At 45.5% G+C, this 22,345-nt stretch carries 21 protein-coding genes and 2 pseudogenes; 11 read left to right on the top strand and 12 right to left on the bottom strand.

The genetic code is table 11. The annotated features are described in order from the left end of the window. Positions 1-229 precede the first annotated feature (229 nt). Positions 230-2,317: a TonB-dependent receptor gene (locus HV261_RS16485; RefSeq protein ID WP_202038872.1), complete on the top strand. Its 2,088-nt coding sequence runs from the start codon at positions 230-232 to the stop codon at positions 2,315-2,317. Positions 2,318-2,419: 102 nt separating this feature from the next. Then, complete coding sequence (locus HV261_RS16490; protein ID WP_202038873.1) at positions 2,420-2,662, top strand: helix-hairpin-helix domain-containing protein; 243 nt, start codon at positions 2,420-2,422, stop codon at positions 2,660-2,662. Between the two features lie 37 nt (positions 2,663-2,699). Here HV261_RS16490 and HV261_RS16495 read toward each other — a convergent pair whose 3' ends face one another. The 3 genes and pseudogenes from HV261_RS16495 to HV261_RS16505 form a co-directional block, all read right to left on the bottom strand. Further along, positions 2,700-4,628 carry a putative bifunctional diguanylate cyclase/phosphodiesterase gene (locus HV261_RS16495; protein WP_202038874.1) on the bottom strand — a complete coding sequence of 643 codons (1,929 nt, stop codon included), beginning with the start codon at positions 4,626-4,628 and terminating at the stop codon, positions 2,700-2,702. A gap of 17 nt (positions 4,629-4,645) precedes the next feature. Beyond that, the gene (locus HV261_RS16500) at positions 4,646-5,140 is read right to left on the bottom strand and encodes a putative pterin-binding protein (RefSeq protein WP_202038875.1); all 495 of its coding nucleotides are present in this window, start codon (positions 5,138-5,140) and stop codon (positions 4,646-4,648) included. A gap of 640 nt (positions 5,141-5,780) precedes the next feature. After that, a pseudogene (locus HV261_RS16505) lies at positions 5,781-5,948 on the bottom strand (NADP-dependent isocitrate dehydrogenase); the annotation flags it as partial. A gap of 148 nt (positions 5,949-6,096) precedes the next feature. On the opposite strand from HV261_RS16505, the gene HV261_RS16510 reads away from it, so the two are divergent. Continuing rightward, entirely contained in the window at positions 6,097-6,438 is a 342-nt protein-coding gene (locus HV261_RS16510) for a hypothetical protein (RefSeq protein WP_326929156.1), read from the top strand. A gap of 595 nt (positions 6,439-7,033) precedes the next feature. On the opposite strand, the gene HV261_RS16515 is transcribed toward HV261_RS16510, so the two are convergent. The 5 genes from HV261_RS16515 to HV261_RS16535 all read right to left on the bottom strand — a co-directional run bounded on the left by HV261_RS16515 (position 7,034) and on the right by HV261_RS16535 (position 10,119). Further along, positions 7,034-7,492, bottom strand: coding sequence for a hypothetical protein (locus tag HV261_RS16515; RefSeq protein ID WP_202038877.1), 459 nt, complete (start codon positions 7,490-7,492; stop codon positions 7,034-7,036). A gap of 73 nt (positions 7,493-7,565) precedes the next feature. After that, a complete protein-coding gene (locus tag HV261_RS16520) occupies positions 7,566-8,672 on the bottom strand; it encodes a YcaO-like family protein (RefSeq protein ID WP_202038878.1) in 1,107 nt (368 codons plus the stop codon). After that, positions 8,669-9,259: a hypothetical protein gene (locus HV261_RS16525; protein ID WP_202038879.1), complete on the bottom strand. Its 591-nt coding sequence runs from the start codon at positions 9,257-9,259 to the stop codon at positions 8,669-8,671. The genes HV261_RS16520 and HV261_RS16525 overlap by 4 nt, the downstream gene beginning before the upstream one ends. Positions 9,260-9,342: 83 nt before the next feature. Beyond that, complete coding sequence (locus tag HV261_RS16530; RefSeq protein ID WP_202038880.1) at positions 9,343-9,696, bottom strand: hypothetical protein; 354 nt, start codon at positions 9,694-9,696, stop codon at positions 9,343-9,345. Between the two features lie 156 nt (positions 9,697-9,852). After that, positions 9,853-10,119 (bottom strand): hypothetical protein, encoded by a 267-nt coding sequence (locus HV261_RS16535; RefSeq protein WP_202038881.1) that lies wholly within the window; start codon positions 10,117-10,119, stop codon positions 9,853-9,855. Positions 10,120-10,407: 288 nt separating this feature from the next. Between HV261_RS16535 and HV261_RS16540 the strand changes: the two are divergent. Then, positions 10,408-10,878, top strand: a pseudogene (locus HV261_RS16540) (transposase); the annotation flags it as partial. A 37-nt stretch (positions 10,879-10,915) separates the two neighbouring features. On the opposite strand, the gene HV261_RS16545 reads toward HV261_RS16540, so the two are convergent. From HV261_RS16545 to icd, 4 genes are all read right to left on the bottom strand, one after another. Then, positions 10,916-11,956: an IS481 family transposase gene (locus HV261_RS16545; protein ID WP_202037196.1), complete on the bottom strand. Its 1,041-nt coding sequence runs from the start codon at positions 11,954-11,956 to the stop codon at positions 10,916-10,918. Between the two features lie 104 nt (positions 11,957-12,060). Then, on the bottom strand, positions 12,061-13,194 hold the full coding sequence (locus HV261_RS16550; protein WP_202038882.1) for a type 2 periplasmic-binding domain-containing protein: 1,134 nt from the start codon (positions 13,192-13,194) through the stop codon (positions 12,061-12,063). Continuing rightward, positions 13,191-13,760 carry a DUF4365 domain-containing protein gene (locus HV261_RS16555; protein WP_003841894.1) on the bottom strand — a complete coding sequence of 190 codons (570 nt, stop codon included), beginning with the start codon at positions 13,758-13,760 and terminating at the stop codon, positions 13,191-13,193. Before HV261_RS16555 ends, HV261_RS16550 begins: the two co-directional genes overlap by 4 nt. A gap of 426 nt (positions 13,761-14,186) precedes the next feature. After that, positions 14,187-15,437, bottom strand: a complete 1,251-nt coding sequence (gene icd, locus HV261_RS16560; protein ID WP_202038883.1) for an NADP-dependent isocitrate dehydrogenase — start codon at positions 15,435-15,437, stop codon at positions 14,187-14,189. 202 nt (positions 15,438-15,639) lie between these two features. On the opposite strand from icd, the gene rluE reads away from it, so the two are divergent. From rluE to phoQ, 7 genes are all read left to right on the top strand, one after another. Continuing rightward, the gene (gene rluE, locus HV261_RS16565; protein ID WP_137382936.1) at positions 15,640-16,263 is read left to right on the top strand and encodes a 23S rRNA pseudouridine(2457) synthase RluE; all 624 of its coding nucleotides are present in this window, start codon (positions 15,640-15,642) and stop codon (positions 16,261-16,263) included. A 9-nt stretch (positions 16,264-16,272) separates the two neighbouring features. After that, positions 16,273-16,734: an NUDIX hydrolase gene (locus HV261_RS16570; protein ID WP_137382937.1), complete on the top strand. Its 462-nt coding sequence runs from the start codon at positions 16,273-16,275 to the stop codon at positions 16,732-16,734. A gap of 53 nt (positions 16,735-16,787) precedes the next feature. Beyond that, positions 16,788-17,894 carry a tRNA 2-thiouridine(34) synthase MnmA gene (gene mnmA / locus HV261_RS16575; protein ID WP_137382938.1) on the top strand — a complete coding sequence of 369 codons (1,107 nt, stop codon included), beginning with the start codon at positions 16,788-16,790 and terminating at the stop codon, positions 17,892-17,894. A gap of 34 nt (positions 17,895-17,928) precedes the next feature. Beyond that, positions 17,929-18,570, top strand: a complete 642-nt coding sequence (gene hflD, locus HV261_RS16580; protein ID WP_005120991.1) for a high frequency lysogenization protein HflD — start codon at positions 17,929-17,931, stop codon at positions 18,568-18,570. 3 nt (positions 18,571-18,573) lie between these two features. Further along, entirely contained in the window at positions 18,574-19,944 is a 1,371-nt protein-coding gene (gene purB, locus HV261_RS16585) for an adenylosuccinate lyase (protein ID WP_137382939.1), read from the top strand. Positions 19,945-20,146: 202 nt separating this feature from the next. Continuing rightward, a complete protein-coding gene (gene phoP, locus HV261_RS16590; protein ID WP_137382962.1) occupies positions 20,147-20,818 on the top strand; it encodes a two-component system response regulator PhoP in 672 nt (223 codons plus the stop codon). After that, complete coding sequence (gene phoQ, locus HV261_RS16595) at positions 20,818-22,281, top strand: two-component system sensor histidine kinase PhoQ (RefSeq protein WP_202038884.1); 1,464 nt, start codon at positions 20,818-20,820, stop codon at positions 22,279-22,281. Before phoP ends, phoQ begins: the two co-directional genes overlap by 1 nt. Positions 22,282-22,345 lie beyond the last annotated feature (64 nt).

The following is a 22,345-nucleotide window of genomic DNA, read 5'->3' on the forward strand; positions in this document are numbered from 1 at the left end:
ATCACCGTATTTATTCGGCTTTATATTAAATAAGAAGCAATAGTTGCAGGGAAAACTATTCACCAGTTTCGGTTTTTACCTACCTCAAACTCATGACAATTTATGTATGTTTATTAAAGAAAGACACAGTAAGTGACAAGTTATGTAAATATATAATGATAATTATTTGTATTATCATTTTCATCAATTATCTTACTGCCTTTGAATTTTTAACAAAGGAAGTTTGACTATGCGTTTAAAACCTGTTGCCTCTGTCGTTCTGTCCTGTATAGGGTTTACCAGCCCCTTTGTCTTCGCTGAAGACGTGATGGTAGTAACCGCTTCGGGTTACGAAAAAAAGATCACCAACGCGGCTGCCAGCGTTTCCGTTATTTCACAGCAAGAGTTACAAACCAATAAATATAACGATTTAGGTGAAGCGCTGCGTTCTGTGGAAGGTGTGGATGTCGAAAGCAGCACGGGTAAAACCGGCGGTCTGGAAATTAGCATCCGTGGCATGCCCGCCAGCTATACCCTGCTCCTGATTGACGGTATCCGTCAAAATGGTAGCAGCGACGTGACACCGAACGGCTTTTCGGCCATGAACACCAGCTTTATGCCTCCACTGGCGGCAATCGACCATATTGAAGTGATCCGCGGCCCGATGTCGACGTTATACGGTTCCGATGCCATTGGCGGCGTCGTCAATATCATCACCAAAAAGAGCACCGATAAATGGAGCACGTCCATTAATACCGGCGTTAACCTGCAAGAAAGTAATAAATGGGGTAACAGCACAGTCGCCAACTTCTGGTCAAGCGGCCCATTGATCGCAGGTGTACTGGATATGCAGGTTCGCGGCAGCACCACGCAGCGTCAAGGCTCCAGTGTCACTTCGCTGAGTGATACCTCTTCCACCCGCGTGCCGTATCCTACGGAATCCGAGAATTACAATATTGGTACTCGTCTGGACTGGAAAACCAGCGACCGCAATACGTTGTGGCTGGATCTCGATTCTGCCAGACAACGCTACGATAACGATGATGGACAGCTTGGCAATCTGACCGGCGGATATGATAAGACGCTGCGTTATGAACGTAACAAAGTGACGCTCGGCCACGATACCGCATTAACATTTGGGACCTGGAAGTCCTCTGTGGGCTGGAATGAAACGGAGAACAAAGGCCGCCAGCTGGTCTCCTCGGCACTGACACCAGAGAACGCGAACCGGGCTGGCGACGCGCGTGAACTGAAGAACACCAACGTTATTCTGGATTCCATGCTGCTGACGCCGTTAGGTGACTCGCACCTGTTGACTCTCGGGGGGGAATATTGGGATGCCCGCATGAAGGACGGTGTCGTGCTGGCCAATACCGGCGAGACATTCCACCAGAAAACATGGTCGGCCTATGCTGAAGATGAATGGCATATCCTCGATTCTCTGGCCTTAACCGTGGGGACACGCTATGAACATAACGACGTCTTTGGCGGGCACCTCAGCCCACGCGCCTATATGGTCTGGGACGTATCCGACGAGTGGACCCTCAAAGGCGGTGTCACAACGGGCTATAAAGCGCCATCGCTCAGCCAACTTCATAACGGCATCAGCGGCGTGACGGCACAGGGAACGGTCAATACCGTCGGGAACCCGAACCTTAAACCTGAAGAAAGTACCAGTTACGAAACCGGGCTTTACTATGAGAATGACGCTGGGCTGAACGCCAACGTCACGGGTTTCTATACTGAATACAAAAATAAAATCGTTTCGTATTCTATCGATGATAATACCAACAGCTACACCAACAGCGGTAAAGCAAGAACCGATGGTATCGAGTTTGCCAGTACATTCCCACTGTGGTCGGACTCGCTGAGTTTATCTCTCAACTACACCTATACCCAGAGCAAGCAAAAAGATGGCGAGAATAAAGGCGCGCCGCTGAGTTATACCCCGAAACACATGGCGAACGCCCGTCTGAACTGGCAGGCAACGGAAGATATGAACGCCTGGCTGAGCGCTCGCTATCGCGGTAAGGCTCCACGCTATACGGAGAATTACGACAACCTCAGCGCTGTCCAGAAGGCGGTGTATGACGACAAAGGCGCAAATTTAAAAGCCTGGACCGTTCTGGACATGGGGATGTCTTATAAGCTGACCAAAGAACTGACGTTGAATACGGCGGTGAACAACGTGTTGGATAAAGACTTTAGTGACGTCACACTGTATCAGGTTGGCCGCAATAGTACTTATGCCGGCGACTACTATCAGACGGCACAATCCACGACCGGATACGTCAACCCGGGCCGTAACTATTGGGTATCCTTAAACTACCAGTTCTAGTTTTGCTTACCCCTGTTGGCCAGGCTATAACTGATAGCCTGGCCGCTATCAGCGTATTTTCGTAAGCGGATTGTCAGTATTGCGCATACGTAAGGAGAGACAATGCCCTTTTCAACCACTGAGCGTCAGGCTCTTCTGTCATTAAAAGGCGTTGGCCCCAAAGTCATCGAGCGGCTTGAGCAACTTGGTTTCCACTCGCTTGCCGATCTCAACAACTCTACTGTCGACGAGATTACCCAGCAAGCGGCGTGTATGGTCGGCTCGACGTGCTGGAAAAACAGCCCGCAAGCGAAAGCGGCAATTGCCAACGTCTTAGCGCTGGCAAGTGCGTCGTCGTTACGCTGATTTAGCGTATCACCAGGGCACGAGGAACGGGCGCGATTTAACCGTTTCTGATTTTCCCATTGATACCCGGCTGCGGTTTACCAAACAGATACCCTTGCGCGAAATCGCAGCCCAGAGCCTGAAGGCTCGCCAGTTGTTCCTCTGTTTCGACACCTTCTGCAACAGCTTTCATATTCAGCGATTTCGCCATACCCGTAATAAGCCTGATGATATTAAGAGCGTCTTCCTGGGTAGATATCGAATGCACAAACGACTTGTCTATTTTGATTTTATCAAAGGCAAGCCGACTCAGTCGCGAAAGAGAAGAGTAGCCGGTACCAAAATCATCGATGGAAATTTTTACCCCCAGGGCTCTGAGCTTGTTAAGTGTATTCATCGGCGTATTGCTCTCGGTAAAGAGAGAGGATTCCGTCACTTCCAGCTCGAGACGGTCTGCCGGAAGTCCGGTTTCTTTCAGAATGGACAGCACAATTCCGGCAAAGGCCTTGCTGCTTAGCTGGACAGGTGAAACATTGACTGAAATTTTAACCGGTATCACCCAGGAAGCCGCTTCCCGGCAAGCAATTTCAAGCACAGATTTTCCCATCTCGTTAATCATGCCTGTTTTTTCAGCAACAGGAATAAAACTATCCGGCGACAGAAGTCCTTTTAGCGGATGTATCCAACGAATAAGAGCTTCATAGCTGTAAATTTCCTGGCTGAAAGAATCGACAATAGGCTGATAATAAACCACGAACTCTTTATTCACTATGGCCATTGCCATATCATGCTCAAGCGTTCTGCTTTCTTGCAGCTTTTCTAACATCCGCTGCCGGAAGACTTTTATTTTACCCGAGCCTTCATTTTTCGCTTCATAAAGAGCCAGATCGGCAAATTTATAAAGGTAGTCGGAACGGCGTTCAGTTTCTGAGATAACAATACCAACACAAGTGGTTATATTTATAATTGCGTTATAAATAGTGTAGGGTTGGTTGATAAAATCACATATTTTTTGGGCTCGGGAAACGGCACGACTCTCTGTCAGACCGCTCGAAAGAAACGCAAACTCATCGCCTCCTAAGCGATATAACGTGTCTGAACCCTGGCTCATAGAAATCAAACGATGGGATATCTGACGCAATAACATATCACCGGCGTCATGGCCATACGTATCATTTACCTCTTTGAATCGATCTAAATCAAACAACATCACCGTCACAGAGTCATTGTTTTTTTCTGCCACCGCGATGGTTTTATTTAAATCCCCCCAGAACAACTGGCGATTATTCATCTCGGTGAGCGAGTCGTGATAAACGTCATACTCCAGTTTTGCATTCTGGATCTGCAGTTTTTCTTTAGATTCCTGAAGTTCCTCAGCAAGGCACTTAACCTGGAGATGTGCTCTCAAAATGTTTCTGTTCTGGAAAAAAATCAAAATCCCCAGTATCGCACTCAATATTATAAGCAGTACTGAAGTTGCCGAGTAAATATAGTACAGAGTTTGAATGTTAGTATTTGTATTATTAATCGAGCTAACATCTTTATCTAATGCACCGGATGAAAGACGGGCTAACGGTGCATCAAGCGCATGCATTTCTTTCAAATATGCCTTGAGTTCTGAACGGTTCATTTTCTCAAGATGAACATCCAGATAATTAAGCATTTTTTCAAGCTGTATAGCCAGTTCATAATGCGCTGGATTGCTTTCTATATAATGTCCTAAATCGCCTTCTTTTATTAAATCGCTCTGGCTGAGCATAATGTCGAGACGCAGGCGCACTGCATCAAGCGTTATCGTATCATCACTAATGTAGAGACCAAGCCATGATTCAAATCGGTAATATTCTGATACCATTTGAACAGCAGACCATGAGTCGGTGTAGTGAGTCAGTTTCTGTAGCTCTTGTTGTCTTTCGTGCACAAGGAAAGATATATATCCGGTAGATATAAAAAGGAAGAATATAATGCCAGCCAGTATTCTGTTCATGATGGTCCTCTGAACCCCTACTCAATTTTCATTGAGCTGACCTGCCATGCTGACCTTGAATAAAAAATCTGATTATTCAGTTCAGGAATACTGTCATAGGGATACACGATGAATAGCGGGCCTTTATCACGGATGCGCATATATTCTCCGTTGATTATTAGCGCAAGAATAACATTATATTTCTTGAAATCACTGAGTGGGATAACGGTGGTGTAGTCATTGAGCGCAGTAACCTTAACAACAGAACCGTTTGCCCCGACATAATCCATGAGCTTTTGCAGCGAGATACCCGTAAAGGTAGTGCGTCCATTATACCAGGGAGAGGTGGTCTGGAAACTTACCGTGCCCAGTTTTTCGAGACTGGCGATATCAAAAACGGCTTTCCCGTCTTCATTGGTATTTTCTATATTACCGGACACGGTTAAAAGGACTTTACCGACAGGTTTGGAAAGTTCACCAGCCCAGACCTGGGTAGTGACGACAAAGCTTAACAACATGACAATTAACCGCATTCTAACCTCACCAATCTATCGAATGTAAGAGAATTATAATTTAGTTATTATGCTATTTACACATGCTAACCAGCGATTATTGATACTGTAAACCCATCCACATTTTACCCCTTTAAAATCAAAGAGTTAATCTAAATTTATTTTTTGATATTGTTTAAAAAAGCCATTACTGTTATTTGAGACACAGTAAATTTCGTCATCAGCGTACAAAAAATAAGCCACCTGTTTAGGCGGTAAAAATAAACACGCACAAATATAAAGGTCTATTTTTTCAGGCAACGGCAGGATATTGTTTTTCCAACCGAGGGTTTCGCCCCCCTCATCGAATGAGTGCGGGGCAATGAATCACCAGGGTCTGGTTTTGCTGCTTATCCATAAAAAATACGATGGCGTGTCGGGTCGAGATAACCTGGCAAGAACCGCCCCATTGAACTTACAGCACAGGCCAGACGTAAATATCAATTTATGTTCGCCAACACTCATCACAAATACCATGAGGGTACAAAACACAAATCTGGCGCAGTGCCCCCTATATTCGCTCCGAGCCACAGCAGGTTTAAAGCGGTTTTAATCGCCGTCGAGTTCCATTAAAGAAACGGGAACCACCCGGCTCCCGTTCTCATACAACCCAGAATCTGGATTACATGTTTTCGATGATCACGTCACCAAACTCTGAACACTTCAGCAGCTTAGCGCCGTTCATCAGACGTTCGAAGTCATAGGTTACGGTTTTCGTGTTAATCGCGCCTTCCATACCTTTAACAATCAGGTCAGCCGCTTCAACCCAACCCATGTGGCGCAGCAGTAGATTTAGCAATTTATTATATCCAATTGAATTAAAAGGTTTTTATTCTTAACAAGTGTCTAAACTTGTTTTTTCGTCTTCACCATAACTCGCTGATTTTGTATAGTTTACTTATCGTTCTGATAACCACTTTAGGGCTATGGAGGTTCGCTTGAAAACTTCTGTTCTCATTCAGAAATTAATCGAGATTGACAAAACTGTGCCATTCGATGCGGACGTAGTGACCGGCGAGGAGGGGTGGCCAACTCCGATTTCTCGTGTTTATCACAATCCGCCACATACCTATGTAGAATTTGAAACAGGTGAACAATCGCAAGATGATCCTGACGAGCTAAGTATTTATAGTGAATTAGAAATTCGTGCACATCAAATGATGCAAATTAGAGATTTTGTGCAATCTAACAAGGGACTGAAACCTGAAGAAATTGTTTCGGAAATAAACGTTCAAATAGATCGTCTGAGGGCGATGGCTGAGGCAATTTTGAAAAAATAACTCATTTTCTATGTTCTTTATACCAGCGGTCGGTTCAACTCCCGCCAGCCCCAATCATGATTAGACAGCGCCATAATATTATCATTAATAACAATAAGTTAGAATCATCAGCAAGACACCAACCAGACGGTGAGTGAACAACAAGGGATATGCAAAGGAGCCTCATTAGTCACTCTCAATGCGGCCGCAAACAACAGCCAGCAAAGACTTAACAGTGTTGCCAGACAGCTCAACGAAAGGCTGACAAAAACGCCAGACTATGAATCACCCGCAGAGCAGTTCAATAAGTGTGCTGCATCCATCGATTGAACTCACAGCGAGAAGCGGACATTGGACCAGATAGAAAATAATTTTTTGAGAGCATTTAAATTAGGTGGATTGGGTCAACCCCATAAGGACTATCCACAAGATTAATACAAAGCGTAAATTCAAAATTATGATTGTTACCACAGCTTTTGACCTAAAAATGATAAGCGCAGTACTGTCTTATTTTTACGATAACAGTTCGCTTATTCTAAACAAGGAGCATCATAAATACTGAGGAGCTCACATAATGGTGTTTAGCAAGACATCATAATAAGTTATAAAATAACAACTAACATACTAATGCTGACACGACATCGACATCTGGAGGCATTCGCATAAACTGATTAATCGTGTCTACGCGGACGCTTCCAACTAAATGATTTGAAATGTCCTGTTCGCAAAGCGCAAGATGTAAGCTTTCCAAGAAAACACCCACTTCCATCATGGCAAAAAATTTGTTTGGTAATCCATATTTAATTTCTCCACGGTAAGACCTGGCGCCGACAATAACCAATGCATTAGGTAATTTATATCCTTGATTATCAAACCAGAAACTCGGAAAAATAGAAAACGATACATCGTGCTTTCGGATACAACGTGGCCCAAGCCACCAAGTGTGTCCCATCGCGGGTTGAACTCCCTCCTCTATGAGGTCCGGAGCTTTTACGACCGTAATAATTAATCGGTCAAACCCTCCTCCTCGGGGATATCCCACTCGTCTGAAAGGTTCACGTTCAGTAATCATCATTTCTATGGCCGATATGCAGGCATCGGCAGTTGCTGAATTTGTAGTAATTAAATTGTTTGAGCATCGTTTCATGTTAGGCAAATGGGTGTGTGTAAATTGTAGAATAATCCATAGCAAAAATATCTTTAGCTGTGGACCGTATAGGCACACGATAATTTTGGCCTAATGCTGGAAGTGGGGCGCATCCATCAACCCAAGCCTTGACAACATGTCCGAAACTCTCGAATTGCCGTGGAAGTTCCAATTTAGAAATTAAAATTCGCCGTCCCACATATGAAATAGAAGGTAGCTCTTGTTCATCTTTTTGCGTTAAATTTTTCATGACCATACCAGGCATTTTAGGATCAATGCAAGCACGCCAAGTATGTTGAGCATAATCGCCATCTGGGTACTTATCAATAGGTGATAGATATCTATCAAACTGATATACGCGAGTTGCAACCATTTCATCAAATGCTGAGCTTAACGCCCCTTCTTTTGTTCTTGAAATAGCTGTTCCAACAGCAACATAAGGTGCTTCGTTTGTTACGAAAGCACATATGACCCAATACGCTATCGATTTGTCATAAAGATGAACCGCCAGAACCCCAGTTTCTACGGACCAAGAGTCAGTCTTGATTTCTCTAATATCAGCTATTGATGAGGCTGATATTTTACCTAATGGCGGCATAAGTCCAAGCCAAAACCTGACATTTAAATCTCTCTCAATCACTTCAAATAAAGCTTTCTCTTTCGCTATAGATAAGTTCGGGTGAAATGCCCAACCTGTACTTGTTCTTGAGATAGCATCATCATTATGTGGTAATGTCATGGCACACACTGCGGGAATATGTACTAGCTCGCCATTTAAAGATTCACCATTAATACATAATACGTACTGTCTGGCTTCAAGTTTTAATGCTTCGTCGTGTGCCATCCAGTACAATTCTTCGGGTATTAAATAGCTATTAGAAAGAAATATGTCACACCACTTATTGGAGTAAAAAAAAGCCATTCTTTCAATTGCCTCACCAAGGGACCGCTGTTTTGCTCCAAGTAAACACTCACCAAAGCCATATCCAGAAATTTCAGCGTGATAAACACGCTTTTCGCTCAGTCTGGCAAAAATTGTTGTTCGAACGGAGAATCGATTAGCGACTTCACACGTAACACTATCCACATGCTGTTCGATCTTCATCATATACAATCCTTACAACCAATATATGGTGCATATGGAGTTATTCTCAAGTCACCATTGTCATTAAACTCTATGCAGTCATCTTCTTTTAATTGAAGAGTTCTTGAAAGTGATATCAAAGTGGTTCTAAGATCTTCGCCTCCCATTAAATGGATATCAGGGGAATCATTTGCATTTGCAAATAAAAACCTAAGACATAAATTGCAAATTTTAGTGTTTTGAAAAAAAGGGGTTACTACCCCTGATTGACTTCCATAAGATATAAATCTAATATAAGAAAAATTTTCAAAGTATTTGAATTCATTATCTAAATTTAAGAACTCTTGACGTTTATCAGCAATTATAATGGCATTTGAGCCCTCTACCTCCTTCAATTTTGCTAATGTTGTGACCCTACATTTTGAGTATTCAAGACATGTGTTAATTGTTAGATTTGGTACAAGAATTTCTTTTGAGTCTTGGTTTATTGTTATGAGAGCTAACCGTAAAAAGGCCACTCTTCTGTCAAGTGACTCTTCTGCCCCACCTTCCTCATAAATTAAACTAAATAAGGTTGCAAGGTCAGAAACCAAATCTGGCAGTGTTAACACTCGGTGCCTTAATGATGTTTTTGTGCTTATGACAATTGTGTTTGCATCAACAATACGAATTGTCAAATCACTAAGCTGTGGAATTACCAATTCGGGCAACCCCCACTGGTGGTTGTAGTTGTCGTCGCCCCACCACCTTCGCCGAGCGGTTTTATCATTTCAGATTTAAACTTTGAGTAAAAATCTCCGGCTAAGCATTGATGTTGTTCTAATAAATCCCAAAGAACTCCAAGATCTTTAGCATTTTCGTGACACCATGCCTGATTACTTAAGTGAAGATACAATTCATCGGCCATAAGTTTTACGACTAACTGCCCTTGCCCTGTTATATTTTTGGAGTTAAGTGGTTTATTTACGAGTTTAAAAAGCTCAGGTTGTGGTTTTGAAAAATTCAATTCAATGTAATCAACAAGCTCTGTGGGAGTTTTCAATTTCATCTTATCCACCTTTGATTGTTTTTCAAAAAATCATGACCAAAATAAAACTTACTTATCAAGTAGTTTAAAAGTCTTCAATGGGTGCACTAACTCTTTAAAATCACATAATACTCATCAAATGGTTCCGCTTCATTCAAAAAATAAAGAAGATAGATTTTACCATCCTCCTGAAGCCCCACCGCCTGAGAATCCCCCACCACTACCTTCCCAACTTATTAAAACTCTCTTAACTTCATCTAAATCCAGATTTTCTTTTTCATCCATTATTATGGATATCTTTTTCAAGGCTCCCATCAAAGACTCTATTGTTGTGGCAATACCTTTTAACCTCACCTCGCCGCATGCAATATCGATTTGGACTGGAAGCCTCCTATTTGTTTTAACATGAACTAATAAATCATACACACTTTTAATAGTATTCATATTAATACCATAGAACAATGAACACACCATTAATACTTATCGTAGCATGGTATTTTACTTTTTCAATTTTTACTGAAAACCACAGGCTTTAGCAGCGTAACGTCATGTTTTATATTTATTTATTCTAATAACAGAGAGTGAGTTTCTATAATGCCAAACTAATAAATTGGTTGTATTGTATTTTTCATTTATCTTAAACGTTAGCAAACGTCATCTTTGTGAGGCATTTGGCCTATGTCCACTTTTTTACAAGTATGACCTCCTCCCTGAAAACAGTGCCTGGCTAAACTGAAGTCTCCGGTCTTTCTTCTATCTCACAGAGAGGTACATCGCCATGAAAAAGACCGTTATACCGAAGAACGGATCGCGTTTGCGCTGAAACAGGCCGAAATCGGCACCCGCGTCGGGGAAGTCTGCAGAAAGATGGGGATTTCTGAGGTCATTTTTTACAACTGGAAGAAGAAATTTATCGGTCTGGATGTGACAGAATTGCGGCGTCTGCGGCAACTGGAGGATGAAAACCAACGGCTGAAGAAACTGGTGGCCGATCTGAGTCTGGACAAGGAGATGCTGCAAGATGTGGTTCGGAGGCCGGCTCAGAAGCGCCAGGCAGTATATTTTCTGCGTGAGGCTTACCGTATCAGTATCCGTCGGGGATGCGGGTTGCTGATACAGAGCAAAACTGTCTACCACTGGCAGAGTCGGCGTGATGATCGAGCAATAACCCTGCGTATCAGGTGTATTAGCTCAGACCTGATCTGACAGTTACCGGTTATTTATACAGGTATCTGTCAGATTACATCTGGCTTAAATTCTTCTCAGCCCAGATGCGTTTTCCATCAAGTAACGTTTCCATTGGCGTTCGGCCACAGCACATTTTCCCCTGATGGGTTCGCTCATTATTATAGTGAGCCAGCCATTCATCAAGATCCGATTGTAGTGCGCCAAGTTCGCCATACAGTTTTTTGCGGAACGCCACCTGATAAAATTCCTGCAATATCGTCCTGTGGAACCGTTCGCAGATGCCGTTTGTCTGCGGCGACATTGCTTTGGTTTTTGTGTGGTCGATATCATTTATTGCCAGATAAAGCTGGTAATCATGCTGCTCCACTTTGCCACAGTACTCTGTGCCCCTGTCGGTCAGTATTCTCAGCATTGGCAGGCCCTGAGACGCGTAAAATGGCAACACGCGATCATTCAGCAGGTCAGCTGCAGTGATCGGCGTTTTAGTGACATACAGCTTGCAGTGTGCAACCTTCGAGTACGTATCAACGAACGTCTGCTGATAAATACGCCCGACACCTTTCAGGTTCCCCACGTAGAACGTGTCCTGAGAGCCCAGATAACCCGGATGAGCGGTTTCAATTTCACCACAGACCTCGTCATCACTGGCTTTGCGTTCCAGTGCGGCGATCTGGCTGTCGGTCAGCTCTATCCCCTCACGAGCCACTTTTTCTTCCAGTGCTTTCAGACGCTTTTTGAAATTTTCAAGATTGTGGCGCAGCCAGACAGAGCGGACACCACTTCCTGAGATAAAAACGCCCTGTTTACGCAGCTCATTGCTGCTCCGGTGCTGGCCATGCGCAGGGAACGCGACAGCATAATCAATAACGGCCTGCTCAGTTGCGTCGTCGGTACGATTTTTGAGATTGGGAGCGCGTCGGCTGCGGTTAATCAGCGCATCCACACCGCCTTCATCAGCCAGTTCGCGATAACGGTAAAACGTATCGCGGGAGACGCCCATGATTTTACAGGCTTTAGACACGTTGCTGAGTTCTTCAGCCAGATTGAGCAAACCTGTTTTGTGTTTAATGACGGGATTGGTAGTATGAAGCATGAGAGTTACCTCGTGTTTTGTATAAGGATTCGACACCCATATCAAAACCGGTAACTCTCAACCTTTCAAGGTCATATGTCAGATCAAGTCGCGACTAATACAGGTTAATCTAAAATAAGTTTCTCGCTTCTCTTTAATAAACGAGCATTCATCAAACGTGTTTTCCTGCCTGAAATTATCAACATACCAGTAAGATGAATCGATAGGGATCTGCTATGAGCATCGATTGCTTTATTATATGAAACTTCATCAAGAGAACACTCAACAGTTCGCCTTTTAAAATTACGCCCATTTCTACGCTCATATATAGTTGCGATACCATGACCAAAATCATTATCCCTAGCTAACTTAATAACTTTCCCGATTAAAGTATAATTCGGAATTGAGTATTGATTTGAATAATACCCCCTTGCTCTCTCAATAAACGGAATGTCAGACGCACATATTTTTATGGATTTAGTGCGTAAATTTTCCATATTTGCAAAGGGAGAAGGCTGAATAGATATCTCAATAGAACGATTGTGATTAGAACCGCTCAGACCAATAATTGCAGCGCATAATGATGCATTTACTCCATATTTAACAACCTCTTCAAAGTGTCTGTAATTATTATTATCCTTGAACAAATTAACGGCTTGTTCTAATTTAGAAACGCTATGTACTACACGTTCTGACACACTCCGACCAAAGGGTATTGAACAGTGGTCTTCCTGATCACTCGTGGTGAAAAAAATTGGCGATTCAATTTTTAACACATAACTACCAATTTCAGTCTGTGATAGTTTTAAACTATCAAAATACTCACTAACTATTTTGGGTGTTTTACCACCATAAATACCTTTCTGAGCTTTAATTAGTGATCTGGCAGATGAAATTAAAAGTTCCTTAGTTTTAATGAATAATTCCACACCATCATTGAATGGTATGGAACCGTCTACCACATCCTCATGTATAACCCTAATCCGAATTATGTCATCACTGGCTTCGTTTAACTCAGAAATTATACTATCCGTACTTTTACTTTGTGTTATAGATAACACATCAATCAAATCAAGGACTCTTCTCTTGAAATCTGAGGCTATCGGATTGAGTGGTTGTAATACCTCATAATCTGGATGGTCATCTGACTCCCATATGTTAAAAACACTATCCCTACTACTTGTCAAAGACCAACCATTGATAGATAAATATTTTCCAAAATCAGCCGTAGCAATGAATTTCTCGTTTTCAATCTTCATGCTTTAAGCCCCATAATACTTGCTTGTTCCATCAAATACTGAAGTAATGAAACTGTAACCTTTTGATCTTTCGGTATTTTAACTCTTACAGTAGCTGAATTCGAAGACTCTGGTAATCCCCTTAATGATAACCAGTAGCATTTATTATTAAGAGTAATTCCACTTCCTGCTTCATTAATCCAGTCACTGACCAACTCAGGCAGGTGCAAAACCATAAGGTATTGGGGAGAAGACACACACTCATCACGTAAGTGATCATAGTTCCTGACGTTTAGATCATAGAGATAAAAATCTCCTTGCTCCTCAAAACGCTGTGTAGCCTTCATTTGGATATCGATGCAAGGGTTTCGTCTACCTGGTTTTGGATATCCGACACCTTTTAATGTTACATCTATACAGTCATTATCAACATCCCATCTTCCAGTATCAAACCCAGCACATGAAGCTAACGCTTTTAAATATCCAACCTGGAACTGCTCTTTTTTATGAGATATGTACATTATTAAATGTTCTACTTTCGTTAGAGAAAGAATAAAACTTATTACTTCTCTGAGATTTTTATCCATTATCTCAATATCATATCAATGTAGAGTCAGAATAGTTATATGTAAATTTGATCAGCAACAATATCTGTATGTATGAACAGTATAATGCTATTCCATCATTTTAAACAGTCTATTTACAAACTTGAATGCATGCTTCGTCAGCTTCTTTTTTACTTAGATCGCATTGCGCGAAGGTTACATATGTAGAAATCGTCATAACAAAGTTGTAGTGCTGATTAAAGGTTATCCACTGTTTTTGAAAACGACTATTGACCAATTCCTTGGTTAGACAGGAACACCTTATGCTGCAACACGCTTACTAAAAAATCAGGCACCGGGATTTCGTTTTGATAACTTGTTTTGATAAAATTTTGATAACCGTTCGGATACTCATAATAAAAAACGGGAACCTCTCGGCTCCCGTTCTCACACAACCCAGAATCTGGATTACATGTTTTCGATGATTGCGTCGCCAAACTCACTACATTTCAGCAGCTTAGCGCCGTCCATCAGACGTTCGAAGTCATAGGTTACGGTCTTGGCGTTGATTGCGCCTTCCATACCTTTAACAATCAGGTCGGCTGCTTCTACCCAACCCATGTGGCGCAGCATCATTTCTGCAGACAAGATGATGGAACCTGGGTTCACTTTATCCTGGCCTGCGTACTTCGGTGCCGTACCGTGGGTGGCTTCGAACAGTGCACATTCGTCACCAATGTTCGCACCCGGTGCGATACCAATACCACCAACCTGTGCAGCCAGCGCATCGGAGATGTAGTCACCGTTCAGGTTCATACAAGCGATAACGTCGTACTCAGCGGGACGCAGCAGGATCTGTTGCAGGAACGCATCGGCGATAACGTCCTTAACTACGATCTCTTTACCGGTTTTCGGGTTCTTGATTTTAACCCACGGACCGCCATCGATCAGTTCACCACCGAATTCTTCACGCGCCAGCTGGTAACCCCAGTCTTTGAACGCGCCTTCGGTGAATTTCATAATGTTCCCTTTATGAACCAGGGTAACAGAATCACGATCGTTAGCGATGGCGTACTCAATTGCTGCACGAACCAGACGCTTGGTCCCTTCTTCGGAACACGGCTTGATACCGATACCGCAATGTTCCGGGAAGCGGATTTTCTGCACGCCCATCTCTTCGCGCAGGAATTTAATCACTTTCTCAGCATCAGCGGAGTCCGCTTTCCACTCAATACCTGCATAGATATCTTCTGAGTTTTCACGGAAGATGACCATATCGGTCAGTTCAGGATGTTTAACCGGGCTTGGGGTGCCCTGGTAATAACGAACCGGACGCAGGCAAACGTACAGGTCAAGTTCCTGACGCAGCGCAACGTTCAGAGAGCGAATACCGCCGCCAACTGGGGTGGTCAGTGGGCCTTTGATGGCAACACGATATTCACGAATAAGATCCAGGGTTTCAGCAGGCAGCCAGACGTCCTGGCCATAAACCTGAGTGGATTTCTCACCGGTGTAGATTTCCATCCAGGAGATTTTACGCTCGCCTTTATAGGCTTTCTCGACAGCAGCATCGACAACTTTGATCATCGGTGGGGTTACATCAACGCCGATACCGTCGCCTTCAATGAACGGGATAATCGGATTTTCAGGAACGTTGAGTTTGCCGTTTTGCAGGGTGATCTTCTTACCTTCCGCCGGAACAACTACTTTGCTTTCCATTCACCTCTCCTTCGAGCGCTTCTGGTTCTGCTCGTCTGTCATCACGCTGCATGTGCATTTGCGTCCTGCTACACGGATGCGTTAGAGCAACTTTTTGTTAATGATTTGTAATGAGCGTGTCAATACTACCCTATTGTTCGCCGCCATGAAAGACACTCGTTCTTAGGCTATAATGCGGCAATTGATATAATCTGAAAATACCATGCAAAAAACTTCTTTTAGAAATCACCGGGTTGAGCGATTCAGCTCACGACAAGTCACTAAACAGCGTAAAGAAAACCAGCCAAAACGGGTGGTTTTGTTCAATAAACCATACGATGTTTTGCCACAATTTACTGACGAAGCAGGACGCAAAACGTTAAAAGATTTTATTCCTGTTCAGGGTGTCTATGCTGCTGGTCGTCTTGACCGCGACAGCGAAGGACTTCTGGTGCTGACCAACGACGGCGCGCTGCAGGCCCGGTTGACGCAACCCGGCAAACGTACGGGGAAAATCTATTATGTCCAGGTGGAAGGTGAGCCAACCCCCGAAGCGCTGGACGCTCTGCGCACTGGCGTAACGCTGAACGATGGCCCCACACTGCCTGCTGGTATCGAAGTGGTAGAAGAACCCGCATGGCTATGGCCGAGAAACCCGCCTATTCGGGAACGGAAACATATCCCTACCCGTTGGTTAAAAGTGACCTTATATGAAGGCCGCAATCGCCAGGTACGTCGTATGACAGCACATGTTGGATTTCCTACGCTGCGGTTAATTCGTTATGCGATGGGGAATTACACGCTGGATAATCTCGCTAATGGTCAATGGCGGGATGCAACTGTATAAGGAACAGGTATGTTTAAACCGCACGTCACCGTTGCCTGCATTGTGCATGCAGAAGATAAGTTTTTAGTCGTTGAGGAAACCATCAACGGCAAAGCGTTGTGGAATCAACCCGCCGGACACCTGGAAGCCGATGAAACCCTGATACAAGCCGCGGCACGCGAGCTGTGGGAAGAAACCGGGATCAAAGCGCAACCACAACACTTCATCCGAATGCATCAATGGATTGCCCCAGACAGAACACCCTTTTTACGTTTTCTGTTTTCTATTGAGCTTGCCAATATGTGCGCTACTGAACCTCATGACGACGATATAGATTGCTGTCGTTGGGTCAGTGCGCAAGAGATCTTCTCTGCGCCAAACCTGCGTTCGCCGCTGGTTGCCGAGAGTATTCGTTGTTATCAAAGCGGACAGCGTTATCCACTCGCAATGATCGGCGAATTTAACTGGCCGTTTACAGAGGGTGTCAAGTAAAGGGCTGCGTGCTAGAATATGCCGCCTTGAAGTTCAATGTCGTGAGTATTCCTATGTCTGAAAGCCAAAAAAAAGTGATCGTCGGCATGTCCGGCGGTGTCGATTCCTCCGTTTCTGCCTGGCTGTTGCAACAACAGGGTTATCAGGTAGAAGGCCTGTTCATGAAGAACTGGGAAGAGGACGATGGTGAGGAATACTGTACAGCGGCCGCCGATCTTGCGGATGCGCAGGCTGTCTGCGACAAACTGGGCATTGAACTGCATACCGTTAACTTTGCTGCAGAATACTGGGACAACGTCTTTGAATTGTTCCTTGAAGAGTACAAAGCGGGTCGTACGCCGAACCCGGATATTCTGTGCAACAAAGAAATCAAGTTTAAAGCCTTCCTCGAATTTGCCGCTGAAGATTTAGGTGCCGATTACATCGCTACTGGCCACTACGTGCGTCGCGCGGATGTGGACGGCAAAAGCCGCCTGCTGCGGGGACTCGATGGTAACAAAGACCAGAGCTACTTCCTCTATACCCTCGGCCATGAGCAGATCGCACAAAGTCTGTTCCCGGTGGGTGAACTGGAAAAACCACAGGTACGCAAAATTGCCGAAGATCTGGGTCTGGTTACTGCGAAGAAAAAAGACTCCACCGGTATTTGCTTTATCGGCGAGCGTAAATTCCGCGAGTTCCTCGGTCGTTACCTGCCGGCACAACCCGGCAAGATCATTACCGTTGACGGTGAAGAAATTGGCCAGCATCAGGGGCTGATGTATCACACCCTGGGCCAGCGTAAAGGTCTGGGTATTGGCGGAACAAAAGAAGGTACCGAAGATCCATGGTATGTCGTGGATAAAGACGTTGAGAACAATATTCTGGTTGTGGCTCAGGGTCATGAACACCCGCGCCTGATGTCCGTTGGCCTGATTGCCCAGCAATTACATTGGGTCGACCGTCAACCGTTCACCGGCACCATGCGCTGCACAGTGAAAACCCGCTATCGTCAAACCGACATTCCGTGCACCGTTAAAGCACTGGATGCTGAGCGTATTGAAGTGATTTTTGACGAACCCGTCGCGGCGGTAACACCGGGTCAGTCGGCGGTCTTTTACAACGGTGAAGTGTGCCTCGGCGGCGGCATTATCGAGCAGCGTCTGCCTCTGCCGGTATAATTATTTACACATTTGATACAAGGAAGCAGTGAACGTGGCAAAGAATTATTATGACATCACCCTCGCCCTGGCAGGTATTTGCCAGTCGGCACGCCTGGTACAAGAACTGGCGCACCAGGGGCATTGTGATGCCGATGCACTACACGTTTCACTGAACAGTGTCATCGATATGAACCCCAGCTCTACGCTGGGCGTGTTCGGCGGCAGTGAAGCCAACCTGCGCCTTGGCCTTGAAACACTGCTTGGCGTGCTTAATGCCAGCAGTCGTCAGGGGTTGAATGCAGAACTCACCCGCTACACGTTAAGCCTGATGGTGCTGGAACGTAAGCTATCAGCAGCCAAAGGCGCTATGGACACGCTGGGAGACCGTATCAACGGCTTGCAGCGCCAGTTGGACCATTTTGATTTGCAGTCAGAAACGTTGATGAGTGCGATGGCCGGTATCTATGTTGACGTCATCAGCCCACTCGGCCCGCGTATTCAGGTCACGGGTTCTCCGGCCATTCTCCAGAGCCCGCAGGTTCAGGCTAAGGTACGCGCATCGCTTCTGGCTGGCATTCGCGCTGCCGTGCTCTGGCATCAGGTTGGTGGAGGCCGTCTGCAACTCATGTTTTCTCGTAATCGCCTGACGACTCAGGCAAAACAAATTCTTGCTCATTTAACCCCGGAGTTGTGATCTATGGAATTATCCTCACTGACCGCCGTTTCCCCTGTCGATGGACGCTACGGCGATAAAGTCAGCGCGCTGCGCGGGATTTTCAGCGAATATGGTTTGCTGAAATTCCGTGTACAGGTTGAAGTACGCTGGCTGCAAAAACTGGCCGCGCACGCAGCGATCAAGGAAGTTCCTGCTTTTGCTGCCGACGCAATCGGTTTCCTTGATGCGATCGTCGCTAACTTCAATGAAGAAGATGCTGCGCGTATCAAAACCATCGAGCGTACGACCAACCATGATGTGAAGGCAGTAGAGTATTTCCTGAAAGAGAAAGTGGCGGATATCCCGGAGCTGCATGCCGTTTCCGAGTTCATCCATTTCGCTTGCACCTCTGAAGACATCAACAACCTGTCTCACGCGCTGATGCTGAAAACGGCGCGCGATGAAGTGATCCTGCCATACTGGCGCCAACTGATCGATGCGGTCAAAGACTTGTCCGTGCAGTATCGCGACATTCCCCTGCTCTCCCGTACCCACGGTCAGCCGGCCACCCCATCAACACTGGGCAAAGAAATGGCTAACGTGGCTTACCGTATGGAGCGCCAGTATCGCCAGCTCAATCAGGTCGAAATTCTCGGTAAAATCAACGGTGCCGTCGGTAACTATAATGCCCACATCGCCGCTTACCCGGAAGTTGACTGGCACCAGTTCAGTGAAGAGTTTGTCACCTCGCTGGGCATTCAGTGGAACCCGTACACCACACAAATTGAACCGCATGACTACATTGCCGAACTGTTTGATTGTGTTGCCCGTTTCAACACCATCCTTATCGATTTCGACCGTGATGTCTGGGGTTATGTGGCACTGAATCACTTCAAACAGAAAACCATCGCCGGTGAAATTGGTTCTTCCACCATGCCGCATAAAGTTAACCCGATCGACTTCGAAAACTCCGAAGGCAATCTGGGTCTGTCCAATGCGGTTCTGCAGCACCTGGCAAGCAAACTGCCGGTTTCCCGCTGGCAGCGTGACCTGACTGACTCTACCGTTCTGCGTAACCTGGGTGTGGGTATCGGCTATGCGCTGATCGCCTATCAGTCTACGTTGAAGGGGGTGAGCAAACTGGAAGTAAACCGCGATCACCTGCTGGATGAACTGGATCACAACTGGGAAGTTCTGGCAGAGCCGATTCAAACCGTAATGCGTCGCTATGGCATTGAAAAACCGTACGAGAAGCTGAAAGAGCTGACTCGCGGCAAGCGCGTTGACGCCGAGGGCATGAAGCAGTTTATCGACGGTCTGGCCCTGCCGGAAGATGAGAAAACCCGCCTGAAAGCGATGACACCGGCTAACTATATTGGTCGCGCCATCACCATGGTTGATGAATTGAAATAATCAGGACAGGTGTCGGATAGCGATTTCGCCTCATTCGACCCACCGCTGATGTCATACCCAGGCCGGATACGCACGAACGCTATCCGGCTTGTTAATTTTATCGCCTTAACGATTCCCTTCCCCCGGTTTATTAAATGTTTATCCCCACAGCCACATAATCAGCGTTAAACTATTCGTACCAAGAATTTAGGGAGAAACAATGATGCGCGTACTGGTTGTTGAGGATAATGCATTATTACGCCACCATCTTAAGGTTCAGCTACAGGATTTAGGCCACCAGGTGGATGATGCAGAAGATGCAAAGGAAGCAGACTATTTTCTTAATGAACACCTGCCGGATATTGCAATCGTCGATTTAGGGCTCCCCGATGAAGACGGACTGTCACTGATCCGTCGCTGGCGCAGTAATGACGTTTCATTGCCCATTCTGGTATTAACCGCCCGTGAAGGCTGGCAGGACAAAGTGGAAGTGCTCAGCGCCGGTGCAGATGATTACGTCACAAAACCGTTTCACATTGAAGAAGTGGCAGCAAGAATGCAGGCACTGATGCGCCGCAATAGTGGTCTGGCCTCGCAGATAATCTCGCTGCCGCCATTTCAGGTGGATCTTTCTCGCCGCGAACTGTCCGTGAACGATGAAGTGATTAAACTCACGGCGTTCGAATACACCATTATGGAAACGCTGATCCGTAATAGCGGCAAAGTCGTTAGTAAAGATTCGCTTATGTTACAGCTCTACCCGGATGCTGAACTGCGAGAAAGTCACACCATTGATGTCTTAATGGGACGTCTGCGCAAAAAAATTCAGGCGCAATATCCGGATGATGTGATCACCACGGTACGTGGACAAGGTTATCTTTTTGAACTGCGCTGATGAATAAATTACTGCGTCATTTTTTCCCGTTATCACTGCGGCTGCGCTTTCTGCTGGCAACCGCAGGCGTTGTACTGGTCCTCTCGCTGGCTTACGGCATGGTGGCTTTGGTTGGCTACAGCGTCAGCTTTGATAAAACAACATTTCGTCTGCTGCGTGGCGAAAGTAATCTGTTCTATACACTGGCCAAATGGGAAAACGGCAAAATCAATGTCGAGCTACCTGAAAATCTCGATATGCAAAGCCCCACAATGTCGCTGATTTATAATGAAAACGGCAAACTGCTCTGGGCCCAACGCGACGTTCCCTGGCTGGTACAACGTATTGAACCGGACTGGCTAAAGACAAATGGTTTTCATGAGATTGAAGCCAATGTCGACGCCACCAGCACATTGCTACGCGAAGATCATTCGGCGCAACAGAAGCTAAGAGAAGTCAGAGAAGATGACGATAACGCTGAAATGACCCACTCCGTGGCCGTAAACATCTACCCTGCCACCGCCAGAATGCCACAACTGACCATTGTGGTTGTTGATACCATTCCTATTGAGCTCAAACGCTCATATATGGTCTGGAGCTGGTTTATTTATGTGCTGGTTGCCAATTTGCTGTTGGTTATCCCGCTGCTGTGGGTTGCAGCCTGGTGGAGCCTGCGGCCTATCGAATCACTGGCGCGCGAAGTCCGTGAGCTTGAGGAGCATCATCGCGAGATGCTTAATCCTGCCACCACGCGCGAACTCACCAGCCTGGTGCGCAACCTCAACCGCTTATTAAAGAGCGAACGTGAGCGCTACGATAAATACCGCACCACGTTAACGGATCTCACCCACAGCCTGAAAACACCGTTGGCTGTATTGCAAAGCACGCTACGCTCGATGCGTAATGAGAAAATGAGCGTGAGCGATGCTGAACCCATCATGCTGGAGCAAATTAGCCGTATTTCACAGCAAATTGGCTATTATCTGCATCGTGCCAGCATGCGCGGCAGTAGCGCCCTTCTCAGCCGGGAACTGCATCCGGTTGCACCGTTGCTGGATAAACTGACCTCTGCATTAAACAAGGTGTACCAGCGTAAAGGGGTTAACATTAATCTCGACATTTCACCTGAGACAAGCTTTGTGGGTGAACAGAATGATTTCGTCGAAGTGCTGGGCAACGTCCTGGATAACGCCTGTAAATATTGTCTGGAATTTGTCGAGATCTCAGCGCAATTAACGGAAGATCATCTGCACATTGTGGTAGAAGATGACGGCCCCGGTATTCCACGCAGTAAACGTGAAGTGGTGTTCGACCGTGGTCAGCGCGTGGATACCTTACGTCCCGGGCAAGGTGTGGGCCTGGCCGTCGCACGTGAGATCACCGAGCAATATGACGGTCAGATTATCGCTGGCGACAGTCTGCTGGGCGGAGCGCGCATGGAAGTTATTTTCGGCCGCCAACATCCGGGACAAAAAGACGAGTAATCTTTACATGTAATAAATATGTACTGACTTCACGCTTGCGGTTAAGTATCCGTTATAATCGGTT

Source organism: Citrobacter sp. RHBSTW-00671, assembly GCF_014103415.1.
Lineage (GTDB): Bacteria > Pseudomonadota > Gammaproteobacteria > Enterobacterales > Enterobacteriaceae > Citrobacter.